Annotated in this window: 9 protein-coding genes and 6 pseudogenes; 10 read left to right on the forward strand and 5 right to left on the reverse strand. The window is 45.1% G+C overall.

What is annotated here, in order from left to right; genetic code table 11:
• Positions 1 to 70: 70 nt before the first annotated feature.
• The 10 genes and pseudogenes from H8527_RS01785 (at position 71) to H8527_RS01830 (ending at position 16,323) form a co-directional block, all read left to right on the forward strand.
• A complete protein-coding gene (locus H8527_RS01785; protein WP_187545078.1) occupies positions 71 to 1,816 on the forward strand; it encodes an ABC transporter ATP-binding protein in 1,746 nt (581 codons plus the stop codon).
• Positions 1,817 to 1,818: 2 nt separating this feature from the next.
• Positions 1,819 to 3,516, forward strand: coding sequence for an ABC transporter ATP-binding protein (locus H8527_RS01790; RefSeq protein ID WP_187545079.1), 1,698 nt, complete (start codon positions 1,819 to 1,821; stop codon positions 3,514 to 3,516).
• Positions 3,517 to 3,686: 170 nt separating this feature from the next.
• Positions 3,687 to 5,087, forward strand: a complete 1,401-nt coding sequence (locus tag H8527_RS01795; protein WP_187545080.1) for a DUF3945 domain-containing protein — start codon at positions 3,687 to 3,689, stop codon at positions 5,085 to 5,087.
• A gap of 33 nt (positions 5,088 to 5,120) precedes the next feature.
• Positions 5,121 to 7,250, forward strand: coding sequence for a type IA DNA topoisomerase (locus H8527_RS01800; protein WP_187545081.1), 2,130 nt, complete (start codon positions 5,121 to 5,123; stop codon positions 7,248 to 7,250).
• Between the two features lie 318 nt (positions 7,251 to 7,568).
• Complete coding sequence (locus tag H8527_RS01805; RefSeq protein WP_004364082.1) at positions 7,569 to 8,000, forward strand: DUF1896 family protein; 432 nt, start codon at positions 7,569 to 7,571, stop codon at positions 7,998 to 8,000.
• Positions 7,987 to 11,871: pseudogene (locus H8527_RS01810) on the forward strand (DNA methylase); the annotation flags it as partial. The gene H8527_RS01805 and the pseudogene H8527_RS01810, both read left to right, overlap by 14 nt.
• Positions 11,872 to 12,123: 252 nt before the next feature.
• Positions 12,124 to 12,383: pseudogene (locus H8527_RS01815) on the forward strand (relaxase/mobilization nuclease domain-containing protein); the annotation flags it as partial.
• Positions 12,384 to 12,731: 348 nt separating this feature from the next.
• Entirely contained in the window at positions 12,732 to 14,177 is a 1,446-nt protein-coding gene (locus H8527_RS01820) for a hypothetical protein (protein ID WP_187545083.1), read from the forward strand.
• 17 nt (positions 14,178 to 14,194) lie between these two features.
• On the forward strand, positions 14,195 to 15,106 hold the full coding sequence (locus H8527_RS01825; RefSeq protein WP_187545085.1) for a hypothetical protein: 912 nt from the start codon (positions 14,195 to 14,197) through the stop codon (positions 15,104 to 15,106).
• Positions 15,107 to 15,219: 113 nt separating this feature from the next.
• Positions 15,220 to 16,323, forward strand: a complete 1,104-nt coding sequence (locus tag H8527_RS01830) for a clostripain-related cysteine peptidase (protein WP_187545086.1) — start codon at positions 15,220 to 15,222, stop codon at positions 16,321 to 16,323.
• A 318-nt stretch (positions 16,324 to 16,641) separates the two neighbouring features.
• Here H8527_RS01830 and H8527_RS01835 read toward each other — a convergent pair.
• The 5 genes and pseudogenes from H8527_RS01835 to H8527_RS01855 form a co-directional block, all read right to left on the reverse strand.
• Positions 16,642 to 17,311, reverse strand: a pseudogene (locus tag H8527_RS01835) (IS982 family transposase); the annotation flags it as partial.
• Positions 17,300 to 17,442, reverse strand: a pseudogene (locus H8527_RS09695) (reverse transcriptase N-terminal domain-containing protein); the annotation flags it as partial. The pseudogenes H8527_RS01835 and H8527_RS09695, both read right to left, overlap by 12 nt.
• A gap of 616 nt (positions 17,443 to 18,058) precedes the next feature.
• A pseudogene (locus H8527_RS01845) lies at positions 18,059 to 18,776 on the reverse strand (YWFCY domain-containing protein); the annotation flags it as partial.
• A gap of 84 nt (positions 18,777 to 18,860) precedes the next feature.
• Positions 18,861 to 20,142 (reverse strand): annotated as a pseudogene (gene mobB, locus H8527_RS01850) (conjugal transfer protein MobB).
• A gap of 16 nt (positions 20,143 to 20,158) precedes the next feature.
• Positions 20,159 to 20,578 carry a hypothetical protein gene (locus tag H8527_RS01855; RefSeq protein WP_106070075.1) on the reverse strand — a complete coding sequence of 140 codons (420 nt, stop codon included), beginning with the start codon at positions 20,576 to 20,578 and terminating at the stop codon, positions 20,159 to 20,161.
• Between the last annotated feature and the right edge of the window lie 176 nt (positions 20,579 to 20,754).

Genomic DNA, 20,754 nt, shown 5'->3' on the forward strand with positions numbered 1-20,754 from the left:
CTTATCGGGGTTATTTTATCCCTGTTTGTTGCCGTACTTTTGCAGCAGAAAAGATCAAAACGACACATATATGGATAAACAAAAAGTCGGACCTCTTGATGAGGAACGGGAGAGCCGTAGCCTGCTCTCCAATGCTGTGGTTATATTGCACCTTATTTTAGGCACACTCCCTATACTGCTTGTAGTGTGGGCTGTGGACAAGTTGATAAATGGCACACTCTCTCCCATAATAGTTTGGGGTATTGGAGGAATAATGATACTATTTGCAATGCTTCGAGGCGTATTCTATGGAACCTCAATTTGGCGGGCACACCGGTCGGCTTACAATGCCCTTACACGATTGAGGTTGCGTATCATAAGTCATCTGCAACGCTTGCCACTCGGTTTCTTTCAAGAACGGAAAGTTGGCGAATTGGTGAATATTATCAACCATGATGTGGAACAAATTGAAATTTATTTAGCGCACGGATTACCCGAAATCCTTTCGGCTACGCTTTTTCCTGTCTTACTCTGGATAATCATTATGGTGTTGGACTGGCGTTTGGGGCTGTCGCTCATTTCTCTTTTGCCTGTGGCATTTCTCCTGCAAATGGCTGTCAAAACACTTTGGGGAAAGAACTTTCAACACTTTATGGAAAGTACGCAAAAAATGTCGGAAGACCTTTTGGAATATGTGGCTACCATATCGGTAATCAAGGCTTTCAGTAACGAGGAAAACAGAACGGTACGGGTACTTGGCGGTATGCGCGATTATATTCATTGGGTGAAGCGGAGCATGTTCTGCGTTACTGTTCCGATGGCGCTCATAACGATGTTCCTGGAAGGTGGTATCGTGGTAATGACCCTTGTCGGGCTATGGATGATGACTTCGGGCGAACTGACGGTGGCTCGTTTTATCCTTGCCCTGATATTGGGCGGACTGTTCTCGTCCTCCTTTGCTAAGTTGGCAACATTCCAACATTTCCGAATCGTCTATGGTCAGTCGTTGGCAAAAGTACAGTCCATTACAGAGGTACAGACAAAGGAAACTGCGGACAAGAAAACCGATACGACACAGACGGATGTTTGTTTCGAGCATGTTACATTCTCCTATCCAAACAAGAAAGACAATGCGCTGAAAGATGTATGTCTTCAATTTCCGAGAGGAAGCCATACTGCAATCGTGGGCGAATCCGGGTCGGGAAAAACCACGCTGGCAAGTTTGATGATGGGGTTCTGGCAACCCCAAACAGGTACTATACGACTGGGAGGAGAGAATATTACGGAACTCTCCGAACGTAATATCGCTGATTATTTTTCGATGGTACAGCAGGAGGTTTTTCTCTTTAACACAACCATTCGGGATAATATCCGTATAGGAAGACCAACCGCCACACAAAAGGAAGTGGAAATGGCAGCACAGCGTGCTCGTATTCATGATTTTATCATGGGCTTGCCGAATGGTTATGATACGCTGGCAGGCGAAGCCGGCGTAAAATTCTCCGGCGGAGAAAAACAGCGTATTTCCATTGCCCGAATGTTGCTCAAAGACTCTCCAATAGTTATTCTCGATGAAGCTACTGCCGCATTGGACGGAGAGAATGAGAAACTAATTCAAGAAGCTCTTGATGAATTGCAGCGTAACAAGACCGTCATTACGATTGCCCACCGTCTCAATACCATTCAGGATATGGAGCGTATTGTTGTGATGCACAAAGGGCAGGTTGTGTCGAAAGGAACACACCAAGAACTGATGAAAGACTGTTCTCTGTACCGCAATATGACGGAAACACAGGAACAAGTAAGTAAATGGCAATTAAAAGATGAGGAGGAATAAGAATGGTACGCAATATACTGAATGAATTGACCGCTCGCGGAGTGCGGCATCTGATTATCTCCGCACTGTTTTTCGTGGTTTATGCCCTTTGCGGCACGGCGATAATGCTCACAGTCTTGTTTCTCATCGACCGTCATATACAGGGAGAAAGCATTTCTTTCATTTCGGCAGCATGGGTACTCGGCAGTCTGCTGGTCTTGAAAACCATATCCAATGCCATTGCCGATATGAGTAAGCATTTTGCCGGATTTGATCTTGTGAAACGTATCCGCGAGAAAATCATATTGAAACTGAAAATGTTTTCACTCGGTTTCTATACCAATGAGCGTCTGGGAGAGATAAGTACAGTCATTCACAAAGACGTTGATAATATGGAGATGGTTGTGGGTCATCTTTGGACGCGAATGTCCGCCGATTTCATCGTGGCGCTGATACTTGGCATCGGGCTGTTCTGTGTGGACTGGCGCATGGGATTGACGATGGTTGCCATTCTTCCCATTGCCCTATTTTCTCTGTATCGGGGCATTCGCTCGGGAATGAAAGCACAAGAGGAATCACAGGATAATCTGGCGGATATGGTTAGCCTCTTTGTTGAATATGTTAAGGGCATCCCAGTTTTGAAAGTGTTTGGAGGAAAAGGAATGTTCCGTGACAGACTCGACCACTCTGTCAGTGAATTTGGAGAAAGCAGTAAGAATATTTCCCGTTTGGCTGCTGTAAGTGTGGGCAGATACACTTTTTTGATAGAATTGGCTTTCGCTCTGATGGCTACAATCGGTCTTTGGTGGACACAGCAAGGGGAACTTTCTCTTTTCGCTTATCTGATGTTCGTCATCGTCTCAAAAGAATTCTACAAGCCTTTTGTCAATATGGAAAGTCATTGGCTGAATTACATCAAGGTAAAGGACAGCTACGGACGCATTTCCCATTTGTTGAATGCCCCTGTTATCACCAATCCTGAACAGCCGAAAACAGCAACCCATTTCAATCTTTCCTTTGACAAAGTTGGTTTCCATTATGAGAAGGAAGGTTTTGAGATGAAAGATCTCACGTTCCATGTTCCCGAAGGAACGGTAACGGCACTTGTTGGCTCGTCAGGTTCTGGTAAAACAACCATTACCACCCTGTTACTTCGTTTCTGGGAACCGCAGACCGGCAGTATTCGTATCGGTGGTATAGACATTCGAGAAATGGACTATGATTATCTACTCGGCAAAATCAGTGTGGTGATGCAGAATGTTATTCTCTTTTCAGATACCATTGCCAATAATATCAAAGTGGGCAATCAACATGCTACGCAGGAAGAAATCGAGGAAGCGGCACGACGGGCGATGATACACGACTTTATCATCAGTCTGCCAGAAGGTTATGAAACAAAAATCGGAGAAAATGGTTTGGGACTGTCCGGAGGTCAGAAACAAAGGCTTTCAATCGCCCGTGCGTTCCTCAAAGATGCTCCCATCATTCTTTTGGACGAGATAACGAGCAATGTCGATCCTGTTAATGAATATAAGATACAACAGGCGATGTCCGCCCTTATCCGAAATCGTACAGTTTTGGTCATAGCCCATCACCTGCAAACCATTCGCAATGCTAATCAGATTATTGTGATGGACAAAGGACGTCTTGTAGAGAACGGGACGCATTCAGAACTTGCAGCCCATGACGGAATGTACTGCAAATTGCTGGCGATGCAGTAATTTAATCAATAAAAATATGGAGGTATGGTTTGAGCCATACCTCTTTTTTTGCCACTTCCATCCATATCAACGCCACAAGTACGCAGTTATTTCCAACTGCTAATATGCACAGTTTCTTTGATTTACCTTTGCCCATGCACCGCTGTTGGTGTCATTAAATACATTGTAATATGGACGAAAAAATCAAAGATCAAGAAGTCCTTTTGGTGAAAGATTCCAAGGACGAGAATCTCAAAGCCGTCGCAGGGACGGACGAGAAAGGCGGACTGAAGACAGTACCGCCCACCGCCGAGCATGAACAGAGTTTCCTGAAGTTCGACAAGCACAGCAATGCCTTGGAGAACTTCCTCTCCAACTTCATGCGGCAGTTCAAGAACCCCACACAATTCCACTTTTTCAAAGTCCCCTTCGAGGGTGTTGTTGCCAGTGCACGGGTTCTCTCCGAGATGCTCAAAGCACCGGATGTTCCCTCTAACAAAGAGATGCTGGACTCTGTCCGTGTCAATCCTTCGGACTATGCAGGAGAGCAGAAACAGACCTTTCAAGGGATAGACCCCGAGAAAATCGACTGGGAGCAGTTCTCCAAGATGGGCGTGAGCCGTGAGAGCCTTGAAAAGGGCAAGGAGCTTGAAGCCATGCTAAAATACCGAAAATCACCCCACCTTGTCCCCATCAGCGTAAAAATCGGAGACGTAGCTCTCCATACGGACGCACGCCTTTCATTGCGTGAGACAGAGGACGGCAGATTTATCCCCGTTGTCCACGCCATCCGCAAGGAGCCTCAGTTGGAGCGGGAGTTCTTCGGACACACCTTCACCGACGAGGACAAGAATGCCCTGAGAGAAACGGGCAACCTCGGACGTACCGTGGAACTGACCTTTCCCAATAGCGATAAACCCACCCGCAGTTTCGTGAGTATCGACCGACTGACCAACGACATCATCGCTTTGAGTGCCGATAAAGTTCGCATCCCCGATGAAATCAAGGGCGTAAAACTGAGCGAAGATCAGAAGAAGGATTTGTCGGAAGGCAAGAGCATCTATGTGGAGGGAATGACCGCCAAGACGGGAAAGAGTTTCAACGCCAACCTCCAGTTCAACGCCGACAAGCGGGCGATTGAATTTCGTTTCGGCTCGCCCAAACAAAGCCAAGGACAGCAGCAGGAAAGCCGTAAAACAGAAAATCAAGAGAAGCGGCAAGGAGTCCGCATCCCCAAGAAGTTGTTGGGAAGGGAGGTCTCACCGGAGGAGCAAGCCAAGCTCAAGGAAGGAGGAACGGTCTATATGGAAGGCTTGAAAGATAAGCAGGGACAGCCGTTCAACGCCTACGTCCGTGCTAACTTCGAGAAGGACAAGTTCGATTTCTTCAAGTGGAATCCCGACAAGTCCCAAACGAAAGAAGTCGTTCCCGACAACGCCTCCAAGACACAGGTCGCCGTCAATTCCGAAGGCAAGACCAACGAAGCGACGAAGCATGTGAAAGAGCCTCTGAAAGAAGGACAGACACAGCCCATCGCCGAGCAGAAAGAAGAGAAACAGGAACAGAAGCGTTCCAAGGGAATGAAAATGTAATCCGCCACCACTAACATCCAAAAGTAAAATCGTATGAAAGTCATCATAGCAGAAAAACCGAGCGTAGCCCGTGAGATAGCCCGCGTCGTTCGGGCAACAAACAGAAAAGAGGGCTATATAGAAGGCAGTAACTACACCGTCACATGGGCATTGGGACACCTGATAACGGCGGCCATGCCCGAAGCCTACGGGTTCAAAGGTTTTCATCGTGAAAATCTTCCCATCCTGCCTCCCATCTTTACCCTTATTCCCCGACAAGTCAAGAGCGGAAAAGGCTACAAGGCAGACCCGAGTGCCGTTGCCCAACTCAAAGTCATTGAGAAACTTTTCAAAGTGGCAGAGAGCCTCATCGTAGCCACCGACGCAGGACGTGAGGGTGAGTTAATATTCAGGTTCATCTACGAGTATCTCGGCATCGCCAAGCCTTTTGAGCGACTCTGGATCAGTTCGCTCACAGACAAAGCCATTCGGGAAGGACTTGCCCATCTCAAAAGCGGAGCCGAGTACGACAATCTTTACTATGCCGCCCGAGCACGCAGCGAAGCCGACTGGCTTGTGGGCATCAATGCCACCCAAGCCGTTTCCATAGCGGCAGGTTATGGCACCTACTCGTTAGGCAGGGTACAGACTCCGACGCTCTGCATGGTCTGCTCCCGCTTCTGGGAAAATAAAAAGTTTACGCCACAACCGTTTTGGCAGCTAAGCCTTTCCGTAAAGGACGGCGATGAGAGCTTCCGTTTCTCTAATCCCGAACGCTGCTTCAACAAGGAAGAAGCCACCACCCGGTATGAGAAGATCAAAGCCGCCTCTCACATCACAATAGAAACGATAGTCCGCAAGGAGGCGAAGCAGGAACCGCCTCTTTTGTACGACCTGACCACCTTGCAGAAGGAAGCCAACAGCCGACACCGTTATTCGGCAGAACAGACCCTCACGCTGGCACAGAAACTTTATGAAAGAGGATACATTACCTATCCGCGCACCGGAAGTCGTTATATCTCGGAGGATGTCTTCGAGGAAATCCCCGCATTGATTGCCTTCCTGCACGACCATCCCGTATGGGGTATCCATACCCGTAACCTTTCCGTCCTCAATGCCCGGTCGGTAAACGGGAAGAAAGTGACCGACCACCACGCCCTGCTCATCACGGGCAAAAAGCCGATAGATGTATTCGGAGAGGAAGCGGTCATCTACAATATGATTGCGGGGCGTATGCTGGAAGCCTTCTCCCCTCGGTGTGAGAAAGACGTTACCACCGTAACCGCCTTGTGCGAAGGTGTAAGGTTCACGCTCAAAGGAGAAATCATCAGGCAGGAAGGCTGGCGTAGCATCCTTAAAAACGAGAAAGGCAAAGACAAGGAACAGCTCGAAGCCGAAGAGCGAGAAAGCCGTGAGAATGGCGAAGGAGTCCTCATTCCGGAATGGAACGAAGGCATGCAACTTGCCATCTCCGCCTGTTCGTTGGCACAAGGGACAACCAAGCCCAAACCGCTACACACGGAAAGTTCCTTACTTTCTGCAATGGAGACGGCAGGCAAGGAGTTGGAAGACGAGGAACTGCGTGCCTGTCTGAAAGATTGCGGCATCGGCACTCCTGCCACCCGTGCCGCCATCATCGAAACGCTCTTTACCCGCGAGTATATGGTACGTAAGGAGAAGTCGCTCGTGCCTACCGAAAAAGGACTTGTCCTCTATTCCATCGTCAAGGAAATGAAAATCGGCAATGCCGAGATGACCGGGCAGTGGGAGGCAGACTTGGCGAAGATAGAACGTGGAGAGATGAAGGAAAAAGATTTCCGCAAGGACATCGAGTCTTATGCCACGCAGATTACGGACGAACTGCTCTCGTCCAAAATCCTCTTCCCTCAAAGGCGAAGTGATATCCATTGTCCCAAGTGCGGCAAAGGCTCATTGGTCTTCTATCCCCGATGTGCCAAGTGTTCGGATGCCGATTGCGGATGGACGCTTTTCCGCACCGTTGCGGGCAAAAGCCTCACAGACGAGCAGCTGACCCGATTGGCTGTAAACGGAGAGACCGACATCATCAAGGGCTTTACCTCCAAAGTCGGCAAGCGGTTCGAGGCTTCGCTCTCGTTAGACGGGGACTTCAAAACGGTTTTTGTCTTCCCCGAACGCAAGAAAACGGGCAAATCCCGAAGATAAATCCCCGTAAATTGCTAATTTTGCCACTGAATGATGCGGTCATAACAATCTTATTGTTTTACTGCGGATTTTAGTGGTGGCACTCGGCGGGGACGTCGAGTGCCTTTGCATTATAGGGTTATGCCTCAAAAAAGTATTCTTTAGAGAAGTTTTTTTCAGAGCCGATAAACGGTCGTTCAAAAGATGTCGAGTAATCTCCGAAAAGATCCCGAGTAATAACAGAAAAGATACCGAGCAACCGGCTGAAAGCTCATTAGCTTTCTCTTGATTACTAATTAGCTTTTCGGGCAATCCATAACATTCACTAAAATCATTCATATGACAGTCATTCATTTTTCATACTACGAACTTTCCCTGCTCTCATTTCTCAGGGAGAGCCACCCCGAGCTGGCGGACGACATTCCTTTCGTGAAGGAGCGTGCCGAAGCCGCCTCGCAAGCCTATACCGAAGCCTTTGACAACGGCTTTTCCGTAGCCGAATGTATCGGCATCGCCAACAAAACCCTTTATGCGGGACTGCATTTCTCCCGACACGACACGCTCACGTCCGTTCTGTGGAACGAGTTCTCGGCCGATGTACCACTCGAAGCGGTACGCGAGACGGCAATACGGCTGCGTCCGTCTGCGGAGGAAGTCTTCTCCAAATACCCGATTTCGGACGACTTCGCCTATACCCCCGAATACAATGCCCTCTACACGGAATTGACGGGCTTTATCCAATTAAAACTCGAAGAAGATGGCAAGCTATAACAAGAAAGAGCATCTTCGGGCAAATATAGATGCCATCCAAACGGTTTTTACCCTCCATCGGGAGCATCGCACGGCTACGGAGGAGGAAATGAAGGTGTTGCGGGCTTATACGGGTTTCGGTGCCTTAAAGTGTATTCTTTCACCGGCAAACTCGATGGAGGACATCGCACGCTGGAACAAGTCGGAAGTGGAACTCTTCCCCTTGGTTATGGAACTGCATCGGGTCATTCGGGACAACACCGCTTCGGAGACTCAGTACAAAAGCTATATGCAGAGTCTGAAAAACTCGGTGATGACCGCTTTCTATACACCGGAACCCGTAGTACGGGAGATTGCTGTTTCCTTGCAAGAGGCAGGTATTGCCCCTGGCAAGATACTCGACCCGTCGGCAGGAATGGGCGAGTTTATCCGCTCGTTTTACGGTATCGCAACCGAAGGGCATACCACATTCGGCTTTGAGAAAGACATTCTGACGGGACAACTGCTTTCCGCCCTGCATCCCGACGACAAGATACGCATCCGTGGATTTGAGGAAATTGAGTCCAAATTCGAGGGCTATTTCGACGTGGTGAGCAGCAACATTCCTTTCGGGGACATCGCCGTCTTCGACCCGGTCTTCAGCAAGACGGATGAGCCGGCACGCAAGGTGGCACGCATGTCCCTGCACAATTACTTTTTCGTCAAGGGCGTGGATATGCTTCGTGAAGGTGGCGTGCTGGCATTCATTACCTCCCAAGGCGTTATGAACGCTCCCTCGAACGAGCCTGTTCGGGAATGGCTGATGAGCCATACCCGCCTTGTCTCAGCAGTCCGTCTGCCGAACAATCTCTTTTCGGAGAATGCCGGCACGGAAGTGGGCAGCGACCTGATTGTATTGCAAAAGAATAGTAACAAGGCATGCCTTACCGAAGAGGAGCAGCGTTTCATCAAGAGCGGGAAGCGTCCCAGCGGCGTAATGTTCAACACCTATCTGCGGAGTATGTCGCAAATCGTGCATACCGAGTGGAAGCAGGACACCGATCCTTACGGGAAACCTGCCATCCTGTTCCACCACAGCGGAGGGGCGGAAGGCATTGCCAATGATATGGGTAAAATCCTGCGGGCAGATTTGGAAAAGCGGTTAGACCTGTCATTATACCAACAACATATCCCCACACAGCAACAGAGCGAAGTTATTCTCCCTGCTCATTCTGAGGAAAAACAGACCGTGCAAAAGCCTCTGTCTTCTGATGGTGCACACACAGAAGAAAAGCCCGCGACTACGGAACCCATTCAAACGAATGTATCGCCACAGACGGAACTGTTCGACCTCTTCGGAAATGTCATTCAAGAAAAGAAGTCCAAGCGTAAAGCAGCCGCAAAACCGAAGCCGGTTTCTTCCCCCTCTCTGTTTCCCGAGACTTCACAAAGCAGCGAGACGGCAAATGGATTAAAAGATACGGGCGAGCTGTGGTGGCAGCAGGATAAGGAGAAAGGGATGCTGGCACGTCCCTATGAGGGCTTATGGCACGAACACCTCAAAGAGGCTTCTTTGCTCGCCTCGGACTTTCAGGTAGGTACGCTTGTCCGTGATATGCAGGACAACCGCCTGTTTCAGCCCATAGACCTCTCTTCCCAAGAACGGCAGAAGATGCAGGGCTACATAGACCTGAGAGACGCCTATCACGCTCTCTATGATTATGAAGCGGAGCACAAGGCGGAGAATGTTTCTCTTCGGCAGCACCTCAATGACCTGTATGACCGTTTTGTACGTCTTTACGGGCATCTCAACGACCGCAAGAACCACGAAATGATTCTGATGGACGCTGGAGGACGTGAGATACTTTTCTTGGAACGCAAGGTGGATGGCAAGACGGTCAAGGCGGACATCTTCACTCAGCCGGTCTCTTTCAGTTTGCACGAGGTAACGCAGGTGGAGACTGCCGCCGAAGCCCTTTCCGCTTCCCTGAACAAGTTCGGAAGCGTGGATCTCGAATACATGGCTTCCCTGTTGCCCGACGGAACGGAAGAGGACATCCTGAACGAATTAAACGGCAAGGTCTATTACAATCCGTTGGAAGGCGGATATGAGACGGGCGAGAAGTTCATATCCGGGAATGTGGTCGCCAAGGCGGACGACATCGGGCATTATCTGTTGGAGCATCCCGAAGACACAAGAGCCGCTGCCTCCATGCAGGCGCTTAGGGATGCCGTGCCTGTCCCCATTCCTTTCGCCGACCTTGACTTTAACTTCGGGGAAAGATGGATTCCCGTACAGATATACTCGGACTATGCCTCCTTCCTTTTCGACACGGAGGTGGCGATACATTACAATTCAAGTGCGGACGAGTACTCGGTTGATGCACGCCTGCACAATGCCAACATCTGGGACAAGTTCTGTGTTCGGGGACAGCATCGCCGCTATGATGGCGTTACGCTGATGAAGCACGCCTTGTTGAATACTTCTCCTGACATTACCAAGAAAATTATGGTCGGAGACAAGGAGGTCAAAGTAAGGGATACGGAAGCCATACAGATGGCAAATTCAAAGATAGACGAGATACGAAACGGCTTTACAGACTGGCTTGCCGAGCAGCCGGACGATTTCAAGAAGCGGCTGGAAAAACTGTATAACGACAAGTTCAACTGTTTTGTGCGACCGCAATATGACGGCTCGCATCAGACATTTCCCGACCTTGATCTGAAAGGATTGGGTATTGAAAGCCTGTATGACAGCCAGAAGGATGCCGTTTGGATGCTCAAACTCAACGGAGGGGGCATCTGCGACCATCAGGTGGGAGCAGGAAAAACGCTCATCATGTGCGTGGCGGCTTACGAGATGAAGCGGCTGGGCTTGGCAAACAAGCCGATGATTCTTGCCCTGAAAGCCAACGTGCAGGAAATTGCGCAGACATTCCGAACGGCATATCCCAACGCAAAACTGCTTTATCCGGGCAAGAACGATTTTACACCCGATAAAAGGCAGCGTATCTTCCATGACATCAAGAACAACAACTGGGACTGCATCGTCCTTACGCACGACCAGTTCGGTATGATACCCCAGTCGGACGAGATACAGCAAAGCATCTTGCAGGATGAGTTGGACAGCGTGGAGGAGAACTTGGAAGTGTTGCGTCAGCAGGGACACACCATTTCCCGTTCCATGGAAAAGGGACTGGTCAAGCGTCAGATGAATTTGGAGGCGAAACTTGCCGACATCAAATTCCGCATCGACAACCGCAAGGACGATGCGGTGGATTTCAAGACGATGGGCATAGACCATCTTTTTGTGGACGAGTCGCACACGTTCAAGAACCTGATGTTCAATACCCGCCACGACCGTGTGGCAGGATTAGGCAACAGCGAGGGAAGCCAGCGTGCACTTAACATGCTCTTTGCCATCCGCACCATTCAGGAGCGGACGGGTAGGGACTTGGGGGCAACCTTCCTTTCGGGAACGACCATCTCCAACAGCCTCACGGAGCTGTATCTGCTCTTTAAGTACCTCCGCCCGCAGGCATTGGAACAGCAGAATATCAAGACCTTCGATGCTTGGGCGGCTATCTTCGCCAAGAAGAGTATCGACTACGAGTTCTCCGTCACCAACGAGATTGTGCAGAAGGAGCGTTTCCGCTATTTCATCAAAGTACCAGAGCTGGCAGCGTTCTACGCCCAGATAACGGACTACCGGACGGCAAAGGATATCGGCATAGACCGACCCGAGAAAAACGAAATCATGCACAATATCCCGCCAACGCCCGAACAGGAGGAGTTCATCGCCAAATTGGTGGAGTTTGCCAAGACGGGCAATGCCGAACTGTTGGGAAGAGCTCCGCTTACGGAACGGGAGGAAAAAGCCAAGATGCTGATTGCAACGGACATGGCCCGCAAAAGATTCAAGAAATCTGTATCTTTCAGATAATCAATAAAATAAGAATGAATAAAGGGTAAATGGGTTACGAGATGGAAACGAGCGAGTTTCTTTCCCTTTCTTTATTCTGCATTGCCTCAAAGAACACTTAAATCTTATAATGCAAAGATAATCATTTTCCGATGAAATACAATTCTAAAACAAGAATTTTATACGAAAAAACAATTACTTTAAATATGTTTGTAGAGACAACCTTAAAAGTGTATCTTTGCACGCCAGCATCCGCACTTGCACATTTGTATCAATCGCATTGGCAATGACGGCAAGACCATCAGCGACCGCAATGAGAAATACCGCTCAACAAAGATTTGCCGAGAACTGACCGAGCGTTATGGTTTACACTTGGGGAAGGGAAGAAGGCTGTAAATCGCCACCGACTGCGAGGAGAAGACAAGTTTCGCTATGAGATATTCGATGCCATCAAGGCAGTGTTGCCCCAATCGAAAAATTGGAAAGACTTTGTCGCAGGCTTAAATGACGACAGGGCAATGGAATTTCTACTACGTATTCAAGGTCCTGCTTTACCTCATAGGTGGTTTCTTTACGGCTCCTTTTGTTGTCCTTTGGACAGCGTATAAGTTCATAAGAGTACTTCGCCGATAGAAGATTCTCCAACCTTTAGTTAGAGAATTTGCTAACTCTTTTTTGAAGAGGCTTGAAGAACTTGTGTAACCAATAGCGGCTTTGTATATGCAATGTGTGTCAAACCCTTAAATATACATAAAGCATTTTAATATGCTGCACAATGTACTGCGGTTTCTTGGAGGGATTATAAACTTTTCCTATATTTGCCAAAGTAACAAATATTCAATTCGCATTTTATGAATAAAATAGCTCTATTATCAATTCCCTTTTGTGTGATTTTGCTTTTTGCGTGCAACAACGAAGACCTCTCTCCAGAGATATTAGGTTCTTCAATAGAAAGTAATCACAAACGTCAAGAGCTTTACATTCCTTATGCTGACTCTGTTGAATTAAAGGAATTAGCTCAGAATAAAAAAGTTCTTGATTTTGAATTAGCGAGAAAAATCACCTTGTTAGAGATGAATGAAACGGGATTTGTCCAAGATATGGCCTGGAACGGCTATCATTTAGCACCAAATCCTGTAGTAATATACAATTTGGAATCTTGGCCGAAGTTTTATGATTTTATTGCATTTGACTCGGAAAACAATGCTATAGGTACAATACGTGTCAATGCCAACCGAAAAAACAGTAGTGTCATAAACGGAGTGTACTCCAGCGTTTTTGATTATAATGAGTTCTTAACAAAATCCAATGCTTCCAACCCTTCCATTTTTATGGATTGGAAAGGGGAACAATTTGTAGGAGTCAGGTCAAAGGCTGGTAAAGCACCCAAGCAAATTATATCAGTTGATAATGGGACTCCTGTACTCATGGAAAATATGAGAGAATTAGAAGGTGAGGAGATTATCCAGCACATGGAAACTCACATACTTCCAACATTAATACCTGATCAACGTGCTTTTGAAAAAGTACCAGATTATATGGTGGCAGACGAAGAACTTAATAAAGAGATCGAATATGGAAAAAATATGACTGTGGAGGCGTTAAAAGACTCTATGGAAGTCAGCTTAGCAAGAACAGAAGAAGAAGCTAAAGCATATTGGAATACTTTAAGTGCTTATGAACAAGAACTCTTAGAGACAAGCGATGAAGAACTTAATAATGAAGGTAAATTTTTTGGACGATTGTTTAGAAGAATCTTTAGTCGTACCGATGAAAGTTTAAAATGGATTGATAAGTATGATGACAGAAAGTATTCTTACAGAAGAGGTGGTGCATGTGGTCCTTGGGTTTGTGGATATATCCTTTATGTGAATCAAGGCAAAGATAAATATGATTTCTTTTATAATAATGCTTCTTCATTTGGAGAGTTTGGTATTTTAAATTTTGCTTTGCGTCTTTTCGGAAGACCGATGACTCCGGGAGAAATGGGGTGGACAATGCCTATTGCTTCCAATGGGAAAATATGGATTAATCCAGCTCTGTGCTTTGCAGATCTTTTTGCATATGACCAAATAAAGCATTATAAGAAACCTGCAATCAGATTGTGTGGTTCTGGTGGGCAATTACATTGGACTTTAGCTTATGGTGCAAAACAGACTGGTTCTTGGTTCTGGAGAAACTATTATTTCCTTCAGATAGATAATGGTGCAAAAGTAGGCGTGCCAGGAGACAAGAAGAATGGCGGCAACTATACAAAGGTTGATTGGTGGAATCCTTGGTTAATGGTTTGGGATTAATTTAAAGATGTAACAAAATGAAGAAGATCTACTCTTTACAATTGTATGTTTGGCTTTTTCTTACAATATTGTTTTCACAATGTACAAAGGTTGATTTAGAGGAGGGAGTACGCAAAACAACTATTCTTCGGCATAATTATATTGCAATAACCACAAAAGATGATATTCCCGGAGAAGTGGAAGTGCATTATAGTATATTGGGCAATAATGGTCAAAACGAAGTCAAAACAGAGAGGCTTTCTACTCCTTGCGTGATTGGTGGAGAGAACGTCTTGGTCGCCTATGACAGTATTGTTGGTACACATTCGGGGAAAAGCGTTTTTAGCCAGCTTATCATGAAAAGAGACTATCAAGAAAACGGAGCAGATTTTCTTTCAATCAAAAACTTGTCTTCGACCGTCCTTGAGTATGCTGTAATCGGTAACCAACCTCTTGTGTTCCATAACTCTGCGGATTTAAAAGAGTACCATAATTTCACCAATTTAAATGAGATAGATAAGACCAAGGTTGTAAAAGAAAGTCCAACTCCTATTAATTCAGAGGGTATTCCTGTTTTATATTTACTAAAGCCTGGACTTTCTAAAATTAACCAGTACTATATTTTGCTAAGTATTGGAGATTGTGTGAATGGGGAGCTTACAACCGTAGAAAGTACCTATGCTAAGAATATTGGCATTAAACCTACACAGTATACTATTAGAGAAATAATGAATTTCTACAAAGAGGAATATAGCCATGGCAAAACCCTATTTGCAGACTACAACGACTATGATTTAAAATGTCAAAAGTACAAAGGTCTAGCTCGTTTAGACATAAAATTTTATGGAGAAATACAACCTGAGTCTTTTGTAAGGAACTCCGGACAGATTTGGTTTATTAATACAACTTCGGGAATGAAGGGAATTGACACCTTTAAGATATTTCAATAGGAATGATACACACTAAATTTATGTTATGCTGTCTTTTGTCAGTGCTATTATTGAGTTGCTCTGAAGATGATGACATAGTTAGGCATTCCGAGAAAAACGCTATATTCGTTTATATGGCTGCAGATAATGACTTGGATTACTTTGCAATACAAAACATCAATCAGATGGAGAGGGGTTTTTCTGAAAATCAAATTAGTAATGGGGTTTATGTTTATGTAGACAGGGTAAAGAATCGCAAAACCTCTCACCCATGCCTATATAAAGTAAAGGCAGACAATACAGATTTAATAGTTTCCGAGATAATCAAAACCTATCCTGAACAAAACTCGTCAAGTGCAGATGTTTTTGTAAGTGCTTTAAAAGACGCAATAGCCTTTTCAAGAAAAGCCAATGAGCAAATTAAAGGTATTGTACTTTGGTCTCATGGGAGTGCTTGGCTCCCAAAATCAGAAATTTTAAATTCTAAACGTGCTTCAACTTCATCAACTCGTTCCTTTGGGATTGATATAACCACAGAGGAACCCCAAGAACCTTACGAAATGGATATTAGGGAGTTAGCAGAGAGACTGCGTCCTTTTCATTATGATTTTTTGGTATTTGACGCTTGCTTTATGTCATCAATAGAAGTTTTATATGAGATGAGAAACAGTTTTGATTACATTGTATCCTCGCCTACGGAAGTCCTTGCTACAGGATTTCCTTACAAAGAAATCCTACCTGAATTATTAAGCAATAGTCCAAATTACAGTGAAATTGTAGAAAAATATATTGCTCAATATAACGAAAAGAAAGGTGTCCTAAAGTCAGCGTCTATGACTGTTGTAAAGACATCTGTTTTAAAATCTTTTTCAGAGTCTTTAAAGGAATTGATAAACCATGATGTTACAGTTCCCGATATAAGCACTATTCTACAATACGATCAAGAAGCAACATCTTGGCTGTTTGATATTGGAGGTTTTGTTTCTCTCTTTAAAAACTCCGAACGAAAGGAATTAGTAATAAAACTTCTATCTGATATGACATTATCATATAATCATACAGATATGTTTTACGGTAAAATCCCTTTAAATGGCAGTTCAGGAATTAGCATTTATATTCCCAATAATCATAAAGATAGAAAATATGAGCATGAATTTTACAAAACACTATCTTGGTATAAAGATGTTAGTTGTGACAGTTATTTTTGGAACAATTATAATACTGGTATCTTGCAATAAAGAAGATATTTACCCTGAATATTACACGCTATTAGTTGAGAATAAGTATTTTGAACCAATTGATTCCATTGCAATTGATAATCAAACAGAACATACTGGTATAGAGGTGAATAATATTATTGTCTGTAAAGAACAGATTACACGTACTATTCACGAGTTAATCTGCTACACACACTCAAATCTGAGATTAAAAATACAGTTCAAAGCAATTAGCAATAAAAAACAGATTATAGCAACAATACATTCTGATGGTTCCATTTCGTTAAGATGATTCTTTCGTGTAAGAACAAACTGGTAAATAACGTGAGTTCGACGAATTCAAAACAATGCAAATTGTGTATCAATGGTTCTTTGTACATTGATGCACGGCTTCTTTGGAAATAGACAATAGGCTGCAATTGCCCCTAATAAATTGACGATGAAATTGTCAAAGCATCTATGTCTGGAGTGTTCCACTTGCGCAATGTTCTTAAGTTCATCATTCACAGTTTCTATAATGGCTCTTTTTTTGAGTAAAAGTCTGTCTGAAACACTCATTAAAGCTCCTTTCATGTTACTCTTTAATTTGGTAATAAGCTGTATTCCGTCAACGAAAAGCCTTTGAAAAAGATTCTTGCCGATGTAACCCTTGTCACCGAATAGCTTACCATATATAAAATCTATGAATGCTTTGTACTCCAAAGGCTTACGGTCATCAATATCTCCTGGCGTTATCATAAAGTTGAGAAGTTCTCCTTTCTCATTGCAAATCAAATGCAACTTGAAGCCAAAGAACCAACCCATAGAGCATTTTCCTCTTTGAGCTATGCCTTTGAAAACCTTGTGAATATGTATTCTTTGGTTTTTGCACACACGCAGTGGTGTACTGTCAACAAAGCTTTATACCCGTGCATTTACCCAGCAGGACCTTCTTGATAAACAAGATTAAGGGTACAGCTACCTCCCTTTCCAATTCTACTAAACGGTTATAAGAAACAACTTTGCCATACTTACCATCTTTCTGAGCTTTTACAATACGCGCCTGAAGCTTCTTGACCGCCTCCTCTGCTTTATTCCAGTCTATACTGGTCCAACTTTGGTTTCAGAAGGCGCACACTTAATATTTCTATTTTCGTTCATTTGCTTTCCTCCTTTAAGAAGTTCTTTAAGTTATCTTGTAAAAGAATTACCGAGTGGAAGTCTGCCCACTTTCGTGTTGGATGATGTTGTCTGTGCCACACGTGGCATCGGCTCAATCCGTATCCGTTCCATTACAGAACGGCATTCGCTTTTTCCACAATCTCATACCTACATATCCCTTGCGGTCGGCTTACCCTTTGTGGGAGATGTATAGGCTTACCGAGTTCCATGTAGATGCCAAACCAATGGGTTAGGTTCTGTCTCTCAGCCGGCGGTTCTGATATTCGTGCATCCCCAAAATTCACAGGAATGTCCAACCGCTTTACCTTTTGGTTCAAACCTGTCAGCGTTGTTTGGCTTGTTCGACTTAACGACCTTTAAATGACAGTTCGCTTGCGCTAACCATACTATTGAGCCAAGCCCCCAGACCGCATAACGCTTGCTGTCGTTGAAATCCTCTCACGGTTCATCCTTCCCCTTTCGGGAGGGTTACCTTTTCAGAGCAGCTTAGCACAACAGATATTACACCTGCTCTTAGGCTACTATTGACGAAACAATAGGTTTAATCAGAGGATTACTCTGTTAAACAGCCATCTACATGACTTTCTCGTCACCCGAACTTGTAGTCGTAGATATACATGGCAAAGCCTTTCTCAATCTGTTGCTTGATATAGTTGTTCACAATAGCGTACGACTTACCCGACCCCGGTGTACCGAAGCACCATCGAGGCACGGAAAGGATTGACTACATTTATCCAGCCGTTGTTCCACTTCTTTTTGTAGTAAAATCGTGTGGGCAGATTGACGGAGTACTCATTCTCCATCAATCTTGTTTCCTGCATGAAACTCTCATTCTCCGTATTGAAAACATCGTCCATCAGATTGTTTTTAAGCAGTCGGCTCATCCATACGCCACCCATCAGCAGGCAGATATAGCCAACGGAAAGCGTGAAGATGTAGAGCGAAGCTGCCCCGATCTTACCGATGGGCAATACCAATAGCCACCAGTTGAGAAAGAAAAAGACAAAGCCTGAGAAAAGCACCGTCCAAATCCTTGTCCATGTGATTTTCTCTTCTTTCACGCCTTTCGTTCCTAAACATGAAAGAGCAAGAAATACCACACAAAAAAGTTTCGTCCAAAGGATGGACGAGAACAATCCCGTGGTGCGCTGGAAGTTCATCAATATCTTGTCGATGATACCGAGCGTGAAGTGCCACTTTTGAAACGCCTCATAGCAGAACCAATAACAGTTAATCAAGAGGAATATCACCGATATGCCCCGCATAAAGTCCATTACTTTTCCCAATGCCCTTAAATCATCTTCTTGTGCCATAATCGTATTGCTTCTATATTTGTTGTATTATCGTTATTTGAATTGTATTTGAATGTTGTTCAAACAAAGTTTGAAATACCTTACCTATCTTTTCCTCCGTCTGAGGTTGACTTTGCTTTGCTTGCGGAGCTTACGCTGCCACGCCGCCTCCTTCCAATCATCGTTGCCCGTAGACAGGAAAGAACCATCTGCCATATCCTCGATTAGTTCATCGATGAGATTGTCGGCGTTCTCCGTATCTGATTGCAAGGGTTGAACGGTTGGCGATGCTTCTAAACGAACAAACGGATTGCCATACAGCGTTTCATCCAAGAATGAGTTGTGCGTAGGATTGGAGAAATAGGTATTAAATATATTGGCGGCATATCCCTTACCTAATCGAGAACCATTGAGCTCAATGCCCACTTTATCGTCAATGAATGTGATGCCATAGATACACCCACCCTCATTCTTTCGGATTACCACCCGCAAGCCTTGTTCTTCCAATCTGCTCTGCAGGTCTTTCTCTGTTTGAGGAGAGGTGTGCATAGCTTGTAACACCTTGTTCCTGAGGATTGGTAGCAGTGGCTTGATTCCTTGCTTGGATTTCTGCATCCTTTTCTGTACAGCAGCAATAACCTACACCACGACCGATGTCCGAGGCGTTAATGGATGTGCTTATTTTGTAGCTCTTGTCGTCAGTCGGAACATAGACCAGCCCGTCATACTTCTTTCCTCGGAACTCCGTCTTGACTTCCTCTACGGTAAGGTTGTATGCAGAAAGGATGGCGTTCAGCTCACCCAAGGAGCAAAAATGATAATGTTTCAATACCATTCGGACAACATTTGACACTTGCTCCTTGATATTTCTTTGGGTGGTATCAATCTTGGGCATTTCTTTCATCGCTTTGTCAGTAACCTTTGAACTTGGAATGAGACCAAATTTTCTTTCCAAGGCATCGGTAATCTTCTTGCTCTGCCGTTTCTCGAACTTATCGTTAATCTTCCGTCCACGATAGTCCACCCGAAGTGATACGATGTGTATATGCTCACGGGCAATGTCGTTGTGTTTGAATACGATATAAGGTTGATTGCCGTAGCCGAGTGCCTCCATATACTCCTTGGCAATTTGCATGAGTGTTTCATCTGAGAGCTTCTCGTCCGGGTGCGGATTGAGCGAACAATGGAATACTGTCTTCTTCGTTCGGTATTTTTCCAGTATCAAAGCCTGCATGTCGGCCAACACATCCTCCATCGTATAACGCCCTTCCTTGCTCTGATACAATTCAGCGGCAAGAAGAATATTCGCTTCTCCTTTTTCCACCTTTTTGAAGTTGTAGCCGAGTGCTCTTCCGAGGTTCTCCGTTGCTGAAATTTTTGCTATCATTTTTCTAACTAAATTCTCAATACTTCTTCTTTCTATAATCAATAGTTAGATTGATAGCCTGCTCTTGCAAGGCAATGATTTGAGCCGACAGTTTTTCTAACTTTTCAAGCAGAATCTGTGCGATCTTGACCGAATGATAGCTGTTGATGGCACGCACGGTTTGGTTATACAGTACACCAATCTTATGGATTTGCGCCGTCAGTTCGGAGAGTTTTCGATAGTATTCCACGGCGGATTTATCCACAGTGATGACCTTAAAACTCTCCCCAAGAATGCGACCACGCACGAAATCCGATTTAGTTTCTGCCCCTGATTTCTGGAATAAATCAATCGCCCTTTGCTGGTCTTTCGGGTTGGGCAGGCGTACATGCCAGTTGTCCCAACGGGGCTTTTCTGCTTGTTTCGGTTCTAAGCTATGTTTCGTTTCCTTTTCCATTTCCGTTTTGGCTTTTAATTACGACTTTGGAGTAATTCATCTCCCCCTCGGGGCAAGGGTCTTTGTGGTACAAACAGCGGTTTGTGTTACAAAGACACACCTTGCTGATGTAGAAAATGGAATTATAAGCCCATACCGTGTTACTGCATTCACTGAATACAGTAACTCGGCGTAGG

The sequence above is a fragment of the Alloprevotella sp. Lung230 genome, from assembly GCF_014385435.1.
Classification (GTDB): Bacteria; Bacteroidota; Bacteroidia; order Bacteroidales; family Bacteroidaceae; genus Alloprevotella.